12 protein-coding genes and 1 pseudogene are annotated in these 13,227 nt (G+C 34.8%); 6 read left to right on the plus strand and 7 right to left on the minus strand.

What is annotated here, in order from left to right; all coding sequences use genetic code 11:
* Positions 1–112: 112 nt before the first annotated feature.
* The gene (locus tag P700755_RS01505) at positions 113–865 is read left to right on the plus strand and encodes a carbonic anhydrase family protein (RefSeq protein ID WP_015022988.1); all 753 of its coding nucleotides are present in this window, start codon (positions 113–115) and stop codon (positions 863–865) included.
* Positions 866–1,027: 162 nt separating this feature from the next.
* On the opposite strand, the pseudogene P700755_RS01510 reads toward P700755_RS01505, so the two are convergent.
* From P700755_RS01510 to P700755_RS01515, 3 genes and pseudogenes are all read right to left on the minus strand, one after another.
* A pseudogene (locus P700755_RS01510) lies at positions 1,028–2,223 on the minus strand (GTP-binding protein).
* A gap of 172 nt (positions 2,224–2,395) precedes the next feature.
* Positions 2,396–2,548 carry a hypothetical protein gene (locus P700755_RS20230; protein WP_169314457.1) on the minus strand — a complete coding sequence of 51 codons (153 nt, stop codon included), beginning with the start codon at positions 2,546–2,548 and terminating at the stop codon, positions 2,396–2,398.
* 97 nt (positions 2,549–2,645) lie between these two features.
* Positions 2,646–4,016 carry a TlpA family protein disulfide reductase gene (locus P700755_RS01515; protein WP_157609236.1) on the minus strand — a complete coding sequence of 457 codons (1,371 nt, stop codon included), beginning with the start codon at positions 4,014–4,016 and terminating at the stop codon, positions 2,646–2,648.
* 170 nt (positions 4,017–4,186) lie between these two features.
* On the opposite strand from P700755_RS01515, the gene P700755_RS01520 reads away from it, so the two are divergent.
* Entirely contained in the window at positions 4,187–5,818 is a 1,632-nt protein-coding gene (locus P700755_RS01520; protein WP_015022990.1) for an ABC-F family ATP-binding cassette domain-containing protein, read from the plus strand.
* A 73-nt stretch (positions 5,819–5,891) separates the two neighbouring features.
* Here P700755_RS01520 and mltG read toward each other — a convergent pair whose 3' ends face one another.
* From mltG to dapF, 3 genes are read right to left on the minus strand one after another with little or no spacing between them, the layout of a single operon-like run.
* Positions 5,892–6,935, minus strand: coding sequence for an endolytic transglycosylase MltG (gene mltG / locus P700755_RS01525; RefSeq protein ID WP_015022991.1), 1,044 nt, complete (start codon positions 6,933–6,935; stop codon positions 5,892–5,894).
* Positions 6,925–7,452, minus strand: coding sequence for a GNAT family N-acetyltransferase (locus P700755_RS01530; RefSeq protein ID WP_015022992.1), 528 nt, complete (start codon positions 7,450–7,452; stop codon positions 6,925–6,927). Before P700755_RS01530 ends, mltG begins: the two co-directional genes overlap by 11 nt.
* Positions 7,439–8,230 (minus strand): diaminopimelate epimerase, encoded by a 792-nt coding sequence (gene dapF, locus P700755_RS01535; protein ID WP_015022993.1) that lies wholly within the window; start codon positions 8,228–8,230, stop codon positions 7,439–7,441. Before dapF ends, P700755_RS01530 begins: the two co-directional genes overlap by 14 nt.
* 126 nt (positions 8,231–8,356) lie before the next feature.
* On the opposite strand from dapF, the gene P700755_RS01540 reads away from it, so the two are divergent.
* The 4 genes from P700755_RS01540 (at position 8,357) to obgE (ending at position 12,054) form a co-directional block, all read left to right on the plus strand.
* Complete coding sequence (locus P700755_RS01540) at positions 8,357–9,763, plus strand: trypsin-like peptidase domain-containing protein (RefSeq protein ID WP_015022994.1); 1,407 nt, start codon at positions 8,357–8,359, stop codon at positions 9,761–9,763.
* 142 nt (positions 9,764–9,905) lie between these two features.
* Positions 9,906–10,445: a hypoxanthine phosphoribosyltransferase gene (gene hpt / locus P700755_RS21065; protein ID WP_015022995.1), complete on the plus strand. Its 540-nt coding sequence runs from the start codon at positions 9,906–9,908 to the stop codon at positions 10,443–10,445.
* Entirely contained in the window at positions 10,438–11,025 is a 588-nt protein-coding gene (locus P700755_RS21070; RefSeq protein ID WP_015022996.1) for an adenylate kinase, read from the plus strand. Before hpt ends, P700755_RS21070 begins: the two co-directional genes overlap by 8 nt.
* Positions 11,026–11,034: 9 nt before the next feature.
* Positions 11,035–12,054 carry a GTPase ObgE gene (gene obgE, locus P700755_RS01555; protein ID WP_015022997.1) on the plus strand — a complete coding sequence of 340 codons (1,020 nt, stop codon included), beginning with the start codon at positions 11,035–11,037 and terminating at the stop codon, positions 12,052–12,054.
* Here the strand turns inward: obgE and P700755_RS01560 are convergent.
* On the minus strand, positions 12,041–13,192 hold the full coding sequence (locus tag P700755_RS01560) for a sensor histidine kinase (protein WP_015022998.1): 1,152 nt from the start codon (positions 13,190–13,192) through the stop codon (positions 12,041–12,043). The genes obgE and P700755_RS01560 overlap by 14 nt on opposite strands.
* Positions 13,193–13,227 lie beyond the last annotated feature (35 nt).

Below are 13,227 nucleotides of genomic sequence, written 5' to 3' on the forward strand. Positions count from 1 at the left end.
TTAAATGATTTATTGTAAAAAATCAGCTTTGTATTAACAAATAGAGCTACTACGAATCCTAGCCTTTAAAAATAAGATTAATAATAAATTCAATCAAACTCAAAAACTAAATATGATGAAAAACCCTTTAAAAATTATAGTAGTTACATTTACTTTTTTCTCTTTATTAGCCTGCAATCTAGAGAAGAAGACAAATTTGGAAGAATCAAATTCAGAAGCGAAAACCCAATCTGAAGCCCTGGTTGAAAAAGTATTATCCAAGCAAGAGCAAGACGCCTTAACTCCAGACCAGGTCATCAAATCGCTTAAAGAAGGAAATGTTCGTTTTACAAATAATGATCTTACCAAAAGAGACCATTCCAAACAGGTTAGAAATAGCACGCTTTCACAGTTTCCTAAAGCAATAGTGCTATCCTGTGTGGACAGCAGAGTACCTGTTGAAGATGTTTTTGACCGAGGAATTGGCGACCTATTCGTCGCTAGAGTAGCTGGTAACTTTGTGAATGAAGATATCTTGGGTAGCATGGAATTTGCTTGTAAAGTTTCCGGTTCAAAACTTATTTTAGTAATGGGTCACGAACACTGCGGCGCCATAAAAGCAGCCATAGATGATGTGAAATTGGGAAACATAACCTCTATGCTAGGAAATATAAAGCCCGCTGTGGAAAGCATAGAATATGCTGGAGAAAGAACGTCTAAGAATGAAGAATTTGTACATATGGTCTGTGAGAGCAATGTAAAAAATACTATAGACCAAATTAGAATAAACAGTCCTATTCTAAAAGAAATGGAGGCTAACGGAGAAATAAAAATTGTAGGTTCCGTTTATGATATGGATAATGGGAAGGTTGTTTGGTTAGAATAGAGTCCTATTGAAACAAAATATCTATAATGTAGAATATTTAAGTGCCATCTTAAAATTTAGAACTTTTACCATTTGGATCTTCGTTTAATTTAAATCAAAAAGCCTGTTTAAGAAATTAAACAGGCTTTTTTTTAGTTTATATGGTTCTAAACCAAATAGAATTTAAATAATCTTATATTTTTTTCTATCCATTTCCTTCAGGTATACTTTTCTAATTCTCAAGTGTTTTGGGGTTATACCAAATTAGACCTATAATGACGCAATAAATCGTTTTTTGGTTTTAGTGATGTTGACGGTCATATCGTCAGATCTTGAATTTTCACCTATCACCTGACCTTCATAAATTTCTTTGCCTGGTGTGACAAAAAACTTGCCTCTGTCTTGAAGCTTCTCGATAGAATAAGGAATAGCTTTTCCTTTTTCCATAGATACCAACAAACCATTTTGACGTTGAGAAATATTGCCTTTGAGAGGTTGAAATTCTTTATAAAAGTGAGCTATAAACGCTTTACCAGCAGTAGCAGTCATCAATTGATTTCTTAAACCAATGATACCACGTGAAGGGATTAAAACTGAATAGTCATTCGGTTTCCTTTACCTTCCATACTTAGCATTTCACCTTTTCTCAAGGTTATCATTTCAACGGATTTACCTGAAATATCTTCCGGTAAATCAATAGTCAATTCTTCAATCGACTCACACTTAACACCGTCAATCTCCTTTATAATTACCTGAAGTTGACCGATTTGAAGTTCTTAACCTTCTCTTCTCATTGTTTCAATAAGAAGAGATAAGTGCATGACACCACGTCCAATAGCTATACGACCCATTTAAGACGAAAAGTCTAAAGAGGTAATAAGTAGTTGTGTTTTTCCTTCTCTAACCTCAGCAGAGTCAACATGTTCAATAACCATGTCCAATAGAGGTTCACTATTTTCAGTTTTTTCTTTCGGGCTATCACTCATCCAGTTATTAAGTGCCGAACCGTAAACAGCGGGAAAGTCCAATTGCCATTCTTCTGCACCAAACTCAAACATCAAGTCAAACACTTTTTCGTGTACCTCTTCTAGAGTACAATTAAGCTTATCGACTTTATTGATAACAACACATGGCTTAAGACCTAAATCTAAAGCTTTTTGTAAAACGAAACGCTTCTGTGGCATAGGACCTTCAAAGGCATCTACCAATAGCAAAACTCAATCGGCCATATTCAAAATACGCTCTACTTCTCCTCCAAAATCGGTGTGACCAGGAGTGTCAATACTATCTATTTTGGTGTCTTTATAGACTACAGAGACATTTTTAGATACAATAGTAATTCCACCCTAACGCTCCAAATCATTAGTATCTAATACCAAATTATATTTATAATGCCGTATGAATAAATTGAATTATACTACGACGTAGCTCAGCACAGGTTTTTTGATTGATTGAAATCAAAAATAAGTAGCATAGCATTAGCTACGGTAATTATTTTTGATGAAAAGCAGGCGAAAAAAGCCTGTGCCGAATTCGTATCGGTAAAACGATTTATTGCGACATTATTGGTCTAATTTGGTATAAGATAAGATCTCCTGTTGATTCGTTGTCGCGAAACAATTTACAGTAATGCATAATTTTATCTCCCAAGGTTGTTATACCGTAGTAGACGTGAGCAATAATAGCAATATTCTTGATGTTCATAAAAAGGCATAATTTAAATGCTTTAAATTATGCCTTTTTATGATATTGTCCTGTTTTATGATGTGAAAATAACTAGACACCAACACCTTACAAGATTTTAACGATTTAATAAACTCAGGATATGATTCTCTAACTTAGGATCATTTAGGTTCAAAGAATTATCTGTAATTGTAAAAGATTGATCAACAACATATACTTTATTGAGATAATTTCTAAAAAAAGAATACTTACTAAAGGGGGCATCAGAGATAATTTGAAATTCGGTGCTATATTTAAAGTCGAGTTGTTTTAACGCATTTTGCCAAAGAGCTCCGTTTTGAAAATCTAAGTTTATACTTAAAAACTTAACTTTAGGATATTTATCTCTCAACTCATCGATTTTTTTCAAATTGCTTTTTTTGGCCTCCAAGGATAAAGCGGACCACGTATACAAAACCACAGGCTGTCCTTGAGCAAGAGATTTAAAACTTAGAGTGTCTGAACTGGTGGATTTAAATCTTGCCTCTTTCAAGCTACTCCCTATTAGATATTGACTTTGAATAGCTGTTAATTGATGTAATTCTTCTTCATCTAATGTAGGGCGATCAAATTTCTGAATGATGGATAAGGTTTCTTCTAGCTGAGCTTTAGTTTGAGAAAAAACAATTTCGCGCCGAATTAGTCGATTAAAAAAGTTGGTTTTCAAATAGTCATTTTCAAATAACTCGTGAACTAAATTCAACCGTCGCTTTAGGTTTTTATGGTCATTCAAATCGAAGCACTCTCTGTTGGAAGGTTCACAAACTTCAATAGAATAATTTTTAAGATAGTTATCCAAAAATCGCATATAACTAAAGTTGGAAACTAAATCGGAATCATTAAAATTCACATCTTCTCGATAGCTAAAATAATCTTTTGGAAATTCTTTAAATTTTACTGGGATGTATTTCCTTATGAGAAATGCGTAGCGTTCTCGCATATCATAATGTTCATAATTAATAGTACTTAAGGCGATATTCTTAAAGTAAGGACTAAAATTCGATTTACTCTCTAGAGTGTTGAATTTTGCCAGTCTTAATGCCCTCAAAGAGTCAGTTTTTTTGGTAAAAGCGTCTGGAGATATTCTATAGTAGGAAAGAATTAGATCGTTATCCTCTTCATTAAGAAGAAACATGTTGATCAAAAAATTATTTTCTTCTGAAGAGTCTCCATCAAAACTTAAGGATTCGTCAAAGGCCATAGTATTCACCCTTAATACTGAACTATCTCCGGGCTTCAAATACATCGATTGACTTTCTGGATGGTGCTTAAAAGTATAAACAGATTCTTTATCTATAGAAAATCTGAAACCGAAGTTATTGTTAGAATCTAAAGCAATGGTGTCAATAATGTCATCATTATGTTTAAGAGTGACGTAATTAGTATTTGGGTTAACAATTCTACCACCGACATAAGTTTCCTTATCTTCAGTGTGATTTGTACATGACAAAAAACTTAATATTAGTAATAGGTAGGTATATCTCATAAAAACTGAACAATCCACACAAATCTAACTTTACCAAATCGTTGAATATGTTAACTCACAGTTAAAAAAGCAGTTTTGTTAATCCTTCATGAATTGTCATAAATTGATTACTTTTGCAAAAAATTAGATTTATTATGCTTTCAGTTTCAAATCTTTCTGTGCAATTTGGTAAACGTATTCTTTTTGATGAAGTCAATACGACCTTTACCACTGGGAATTGCTATGGTATTATTGGTGCCAATGGTGCTGGAAAATCAACGTTCCTAAATATCATTTCTAACAAAATGGATCCCACTTCTGGCAATGTCACCTTAGAGTCTGGTAAACGGATGTCTGTCTTGGAACAAGATCACTCCATGTTTGATAATTATAATGTCCTAGAGACGGTCGTAATCGGGAATGAGCCGCTTTACAAGATCAAAAAGGAAATGGATGAGATCTATGCCAAAGAAGATTTTAATGATGCTGATGGTGAACGCGTTGGAGTCCTTCAAGTTGAATTTGAAGAAATGGACGGTTGGAATGCCGAGAGTAATGCCGCTGCCCTACTTTCTAATTTAGGTATAGAGTCAAGTTCTCACTATACATTGATTAAGGACTTAGATGGACCACAAAAAGTGAGAGTACTCTTAGCTAAAGCTATTTTTGGAAATCCTGATGTATTAATTATGGATGAGCCTACCAACGATTTAGATTATGAAACTATATCTTGGTTGGAGAATTTCTTAGCAAACTTCAATAACACCGTTATTGTGGTTTCTCACGACCGTCACTTCTTAGATGCGGTTTGTACTCATATCTCTGATATAGATTTTGGAAAAATCAACCATTATAGCGGTAACTATACCTTTTGGTATGAGTCGTCTCAACTCGCTGCCAAGCAACGTGCACAGCAAAACAAAAAGTCTGAAGAAAAGAAAAAAGAACTTCAACAATTTATTGAGCGTTTTAGTGCTAACGTGTCTAAGTCGAAGCAAGCGACGTCGAGAAAGAAAATGTTGGACAAATTGGACTTCCAGAATATCAAACCTTCGAATAGAAGATATCCTGCTATTATTTTTGAAAAAGAAAGAGAAGCTGGAGATCAAATTTTACATGCTGAAAACCTATCGGCTAGCATAGACGGTGAAGTCATTTTTAAAAATGTTCACATCAATTTAAACAAAAGTGATAAAGTGGTCTTTTATTCAAAAGATTCTCGTGCTACCAGTGCTTTATATGAAATCATCAATGGCAATGCAGAACCAGATACAGGCTCTTATAAATGGGGAGTCACGACCAATCAATCCTACTTACCTAACGACAATAGTGACTATTTCGAAAGTAAATTTTCTCTTGTAGATTGGCTAAGACAATGGGCTAAAACTGAAGAAGAGAGAGAGGAAGTTCACATCCGTGGGTTTTTAGGCAAAATGCTTTTTAGTGGCGATGAAGCACTAAAGACTTGTAATGTACTTTCTGGAGGTGAAAAAGTAAGGTGTATGGTTAGTAGAATGATGATGACTAGAGCCAATGTTTTGATTTTAGATGAACCTACCAATCACTTAGATCTTGAAACCATAACCGCTTTCAATAATTCTTTAAAGAATTTCAAAGGAAATATTTTACTTACTACTCATGATCATCAATTTGCACAAACAGTAGGTAATAGAGTGATTGAACTCACACCTAATGGCATCATTGACAAATTTTCAACATTCGATGAATACATGTCGGATCCCAAAATCAAAGAACAACGTGAAAAGATGTATGCCGTAGAAGCCTAAAAGCCAATACATCATCAACTAAAAAAGACTTCGAGATTCGAGGTCTTTTTTAGTTGATAAAGGAGATTAAATTTTATCTATAAATCTTTTGCTCATTCACCCAGTTTTGATAGATCCGAGCATTGCGGTTATGCTGTGCATAAGTTTTAGCAAATTTATGATACCCCATATTTTCTGTATCAGCAACGAAATACAAATAGTCATGAGATTCTGCATTCAGCACAGCGTCTATAGAAGACACATCCGGCATAGCGATAAGCCCTGGAGGTAATCCTTTGTTCTTGTAAGTGTTATAAGGAGAGTCCAAATCTAAATCCTTATACAAAACACGTTTAATTGGAGTTTCAAAATCTTGATTTTGGTTTTGGATGGCAAAAATTACCGTAGGGTCTGCTTGTAACTTCATTCCAATGCGAAGTCTATTTAAATAAACTCCAGCAACCTTAGGTCGCTCCTCTACTTTAGCGGTTTCTTTTTGAACTATAGCCGCTAAAGACATGACTTCTGTAGGTGTCAAATTGAGAGCGTTAGCCTTTTTAGTTCGGCTTGTATTCCAAAATTCAGTATAATAATTGACCATTCTATCCCGAAATTCTTCTCCAGAGGTATTCCAGTAAAATTCGTAGGTATTTGGAATATAAAATTTTAGGCTTTCTAGAGCTGTTATTTGTAGAGAATCCAAAAAAGTACTATCCACCATTGCAGATAATAGAGATATGCTGTCGGCTTCAATTTGTTCTGCAATTCTTCCAGAAAGTTCTTCTAGCCTATGTTGGTTGTTAAAGCTAACTTGTATGGGAACATTCCTAGATCGTAAAGTGTTGACAATTTTGTTATTATTCATTCCTTTTTCCAACACAAAATGACCGGCTCTTATTGAATTTTGATAGCCTTTCTTTTCTGCCACAGTAATAAAATCCTCTGTGTTTCTAAGTAAAGGATGAATCTGATCAACAACCTGCTGAAGACTACTCCCTGTTAAAATATAAACCGATTGCTTTTCAGTTTCGAAAGTGGTATTTGGAGAGAAAATAGTTGTGTAAATAGCGTAACTTATAACACCTAGAATAACTAGACCTACCGCAGAAGCTGCGATTAATATTTTTTTAATGTACATGCATTATTTTTTGAAGTAAATATTCACTTTGAAATTTACCAGCATTAAATCTCCAATCTTTCTTAAGACCAATTTCTTCAAATCCAAAGCTTTTAAAAAGCCTTAAACTATTTTTGTTATTTTCTATAATTGAAGCGAATATTTGATGCAAATCCAAGACATCAAAAGTATAATCTAACATCAATTCCAAAGCTTCTGTACCATAACCTTTAGCCTGGTAATCCTTAAGAATTAGAATACCAAGACCGGCTCGCTTATTCTTAGGATCAAAATCATAAAGATCTATAAATCCAATAGGTTGCTTATTATGCAAGGCAATAACCAGTCGCATTTGCTTAACTTCATAAATATCTTTGTAAGCATTTTGTAAGTACTCTTTTAAGACCGATCTAGAGAAGGGCTGAACCGTATCACTTAAATACCAAAAGTGTTCATCATTTTCCACCAGCTCAAGAAAATCCAAATCTTCTAAGATCAAGGCTCTAAGTAAAATGTGTGAACTTTTAAGTTTTATCATTATAATTTCCTTCAAATACGAATGTAGCAGGTCCCTTTAACCAAATATTTTTAGCTGCATTTAAACCTTCAATTTCAAAATCAACTTCCAAAGATCCGCCTTTAGTAAGAACCTTCACCGGCAAATCTTCAACTTTATTGGCCATTTTTGATGTTATAGCTGCAGCAGTAACTCCGGTGCCACAAGAATAGGTTTCATCTTCCACTCCCCTTTCATAGGTTCTTACATGGACATCTCCGTCAATAACTTGAATAAAGTTAACATTGGTTCCTCCTATAGCCTCATAGTTGGGAAGATTTCTTATTCTGCGACCCTGTGCAAAAACATCAAAATCTTTCACATCATCCACAAAAGCTACGTGGTGTGGAGAACCTGTATTCATAAAAGAAGCTTCTCTACTTAAATTTACAGTGGGAACGTCTATCATTTTTAAACTGACTGTTTCCCCTTTAATTATAGCAGAATGTAAGCCATCTACAGCTTCAAAAGTTGTTTCAGAATCGATAATGCCAAGTTGTTTTGCAAAAGCAACTATACATCTCCCACCATTCCCACACATGCTGCTTTCTTTGCCATCTGCGTTAAAATAAATCATTTTGAAATCTGAAATAGAATCGGATGGATTTTCCAGTAAAATAAGACCGTCCGCTCCTACACCAAATCGTCTATCACATAAGCCTTGGATGAATTTGGCATCGTTTTTGAAAATTGGGATCCTGTTATCAATAAGTACAAAATCGTTTCCCGTTCCCTGATATTTAAAGAAATGTAAGTCCATTAATAGTAATTGTAATCTGCAAATATAGGATAATAATAAGGGAAACGCTTGGGTTAAAAATGGGTTAAATTCATTCTTAATATAAAGACATAAAGTAATTTTAAATTCACTAAAATAATACTAGTCATGAAAAAAAACATTAAATTTTTTGTTCTAGCTCTAATGGTCAGCTTTCTTAGCATTGGTGTATATAAAATCTTTTTTGAGGCACCGCCCTTAATTTCCGAATCTTACCAAGTACCCTGGCAACAAGATAGTATGAATCCAACAGCGCAGCTTACTTCAGCTCTAGAAGAAAAGTCTGAATTAAATTTCACTGAGGCTGCAGAAAGAACCGTAAACGCCGTTGTTCACGTAAAAAATGTAGCCACTACAAGGCAACCTAGAAGTTTATTTGACTACTACTACGGAAGCGGAGAAACTCAAAAAGCAATAAGAGGTGCCGGATCCGGAGTAATCTTGAGTCCCGATGGATTAATAGTCACCAATAATCATGTGATTAAAGGAGCCTCTGAACTTCAAGTCACCTTAAATAATAACAAAACCTATGTGGCAGAAGTCATCGGCACTTCATCTCAAAACGACATTGCTTTATTAAAAATAGACGCGACAAATTTGGATTATCTCCCTTTTGGAGATTCCGATCAAATTAAGGTTGGCGAGTGGGTCCTAGCCGTTGGTAATCCATTTAACCTCACCTCTACAGTAACTGCAGGTATTGTAAGTGCAAAGGCTAGAGATTTGAGTGGAAGTGATGATCAATTTCAGTCTTTTATACAAACAGACGCCGCAGTGAATCCTGGAAATAGCGGTGGTGCTTTGGTTAACACACGAGGAGAACTCATAGGTATTAACACCGCCATCACTTCTCAAACCGGCTCCTTCGTAGGCTATTCTTTTGCTATTCCAAGTAACAATGCCAAAAAAATAGTTGAAGATTTAATCGAATTTGGTAATGTAAGAAAAGCAGTACTAGGGATTAGAGGAACCGACTTGAGTAGCGAGACAGCAAAACAACTGGAAATCGAAATATCACAAGGCTTTTATATCGATGGAGTAGACCCTAAAGGTGGTGCCTATAAAGCAGGTCTTAAAAAAGGTGATATTATTAAATCTATCGATGATATTAAAATCAGAAAGTTTGCAGATATGACAGGTTACTTAAGTTCGAAAAATCCAGGAGAAACTGTGACTATTACTTACTTGAGAAATAATAACGAACGTGAGTCTAAAGTAACCTTGGATATCTTTAAAGTCTACCAGATTGAAGATATCGGTTTAGAAGTATCAGAGATTTCAGAAGATCAACTTCAAAAATATGGTGCGTCTTCGGGCGTTGTCATCAGTAAGGTTTTACCAAATAGTTTTACTAAAAACGATATCACGGGTGTATTGATTACTAAAATTAATGACAAGGAGGTTTACACAATTGAAGATGTAAAGTCTATCATAAAAAATAAAAATCCTGAAGAACCTATGCTAGTGACCTTTCTAACCCCAAAAGGACAAGAAAAAACGTATGTATTTAGGTAAATGGAATTAGCTTTTTCAATTCAAAATAAAACTCTCAATCTCATAGATTGGGAGTTTTTTAATTTTACTTTCCTATTCACTGAGTTGTACCCATTAATAGGTTATGAATTCCTATATTTGCGCTTTTATTAAATTCAACAGAATGATCAAACTTCACGATTTAGAATTCGAACCCTATCTAGGTCCTGAAAAGATTCAAGATACTGTAAAGCAACTCGCTGAAGAACTTTCCAAAGACTACTCTTCAAAAACTCCTATTTTCTTAGGAATTTTAAATGGTGCCTTTATGTTTTTATCTGACTTATTGAAATATTACAAAGGAGATTGTGAAGTCAGTTTTACTAAATTAGCTTCCTACAAAGGAACTTCTTCTTCGGGTGAAGTGAGCACATTGCTTGGAGCGGGAAACTTGAAAGACAGAGACGTTATTGTAATTGAAGATATCGTAGATACAGGACTTACGCTAGAACATATTGTTAGTCAATTAAAAAAAGAAGGGGTAGCTTCCTTCAAAATAGCAAGCCTATTTTTTAAGCCAGAAGCTTATAAGAAATCCCTTCCTATAGATTATGTTGGGCTGGAAATTCCAAATAAGTTTATCGTAGGTTATGGATTGGATTATAATGGATTAGGAAGAAATTTGCCAGAAATATATCAACTTAAATCAAGTATAGATGATTAACATCGTGTTATTTGGCCCTCCAGGCGCTGGAAAAGGAACACAAGCAGAACACCTTAAGGAGAAATATGGACTTGTACATATTTCAACAGGAGATTTGTTTAGGTACAATATCAAAAATGAAACTGAACTTGGAAAACTAGCCAAATCTTATATGGATAAAGGTGCTTTAGTTCCCGATGAAGTCACCATTAAAATGCTCAATGCCAAAGTTGAAGACCATCTCGATAGCAAAGGGTTTATTTTTGATGGGTTTCCAAGAACTCAATCACAAGCTAAGTCTTTAAACAAATTAATGATTTCAAAAAACTCTCAAATTAACTCAATGGTCGCTTTAGAAGTTGCAGATGGTGTTATTGTTGAGCGGTTATTGGAACGAGGCAAAACCTCGGGGCGTAAAGACGATGCCAGCGAAGAAGTGATTCGCAACAGAATAAAAGTATATTATAATGAAACGGAAATTCTTAAGGAATTTTACAAAAAAGAGGATAAATACTTTGGTGTGAATGGTGTGGGCTCAATTTCTGAGATTACTCAACGCATCAGTAAAGTCATTGACTCTTTATATAAATCGAGCATTTAGCTTACTATTATGACAGAAGGTAACTTTGTAGACTATATCAAAATACACTTAAAATCTGGAAATGGAGGAAAAGGCTCCGCGCATATGAGACGGGAAAAATATATCCCGAAAGGTGGTCCAGACGGTGGTGATGGTGGTCGTGGTGGTCATATCATTTTTAAAACGAATAAAGATCTCTGGACCTTGTTTCATCTTAAGTTTAAAAGACACATTAGAGCTACACATGGAGGACACGGTGGTAAGGAAACCAGTACGGGTGCAGGAGGTGAGGATCAGTACATAGAAATCCCACTAGGAACAGTTATCCGTGATACAGTAACTAATGAAGTTATTAAGGAAATGACGGAGCATGAAGAGGAATATATCGTTGCACAAGGTGGAATGGGTGGTAAAGGTAATTCTTATTTTAAAAGTTCGACCAACCAAACTCCACGCTATGTTCAACCCGGTATTCTTGGTCAAGAACTAGATATTACTTTAGAGCTCAAACTTCTTGCAGATGTTGGATTGGTTGGATTTCCAAATGCAGGCAAGTCCACTTTACTTTCAGTTATAACCGCTGCAAAACCAAAAATTGCAAATTACGAATTCACCACACTAAAGCCCAATTTGGGTATTGTACAATACAGAGATTACAAAACTTTTGTAGTTGCAGACATTCCTGGAATAATTGAAGGAGCTGCAGAAGGAAAAGGATTAGGATATAGGTTTTTAAGACATATTGAAAGAAATTCAACCTTATTATTTCTTATTCCTGCGGATGCTGGAAGCGTTAAAAAACAATATGAAATCTTATTAGATGAACTTAGGCGTTATAACCCTGAACTCTTGGACAAGTCTAGAGTTATTGCGATTACCAAGTCTGATCTTTTGGATGATGAGCTAAAAACTGAATTGGCTGAAGAAATTGAACATGCGTTTGATACTATTCCACACGTCTTTATCTCATCTATCGCACAGCAAGGATTACAACCTCTGAAAGATTTGTTATGGAAAACATTGAACGAAGATAAGATTAAGAAAGCTTAGGTAGTCTTATTTCAAAGGTAGTCCCCTTCTCTGCAGAACTGGTTAAAACCCGAATTTTACCATAATGATAATCTTCTACAATTCGTTTAGAAAGTGAGAGTCCAAGACCCCACCCTCTCTTTTTTGTGGAATAGCCAGGCTGAAAAATAGTTTTAAATTTTGAAGCTGGAATTCCTTTTCCAGTATCCTTGATATGGATTTTAAATCCATTCTTTTCTTCAAATAACAGAAGACTTAGTTCCCCCCTACCCTTCATAGCATCGATAGCATTTTTGGTGAGATTTTCTATCGTCCAACTTAAAAGGACTGGATTCAGTTTACAAGTGAGTTCCTTATCTGGTAGCTCAACTGAAAATTCAATCAATTTAGAACTTCTATCTCTTAGGTAATTAAAAGAATGTTCCACCACTGTATTAAGGCTAGCCTTTTCTAAGGTGAGCTTTGAGCCTACTTTAGAAAAACGCTCCGTAATTGTTCTTAGGCGATCTATATCTTTTTCAATTTCCTTAATATAGTCTGGATTGACATTTTCTGATCTTAAAATTTCCATCCAACCCACAAGTGAAGATAGTGGTGTGCCTATTTGGTGTGCAGTTTCTTTAGCCATCCCTGCCCAAAGTTTATTCTTCTCACTATTTTTTGCAGTGATATAATACAGGTAAATTAACCCTAGCAAAAGAAAAATAATAAGCAAAAGGATGAAGGGATAATATTTAATTTTAGTGAGCACAGCAGAATCACTATAATATAAATATTGCTTACCAACCTTATCTAAGTCAATGACTATAGGTTGATTTTGGGCTTTAACAGATTCAAAATATCGCCTGAGTTTTGTAGAGTCTTTTGAAATGCTTTCTGGAATATTATTAACTTCCTTAAATTGATTGGACTCATCAACAATAAACATAGGAATATCATTATTGGCATTCAATATCTCCAGTTCGAGATTCAAATCTTGCTCTTCTCCTGCTTTATTTATCGATTCTTGGGCGTAAGACCATATCCTCATTTTTTCTCGCTCTTCCTGTTTCACACCCTCATAAAACACAGAAATATTCCAGACAACAACCCCAATAACAACAAAAGAAGTAATTAGAATAAAAAGTCTAGCGTAGACGGTGTTTTCAAAAAATTTCATGGATTTATTATTTACACAATAATAACGAAAAGCGA

Origin of the sequence: Psychroflexus torquis ATCC 700755, assembly GCF_000153485.2 — a bacterium.
Lineage (GTDB): Bacteria > Bacteroidota > Bacteroidia > Flavobacteriales > Flavobacteriaceae > Psychroflexus > Psychroflexus torquis.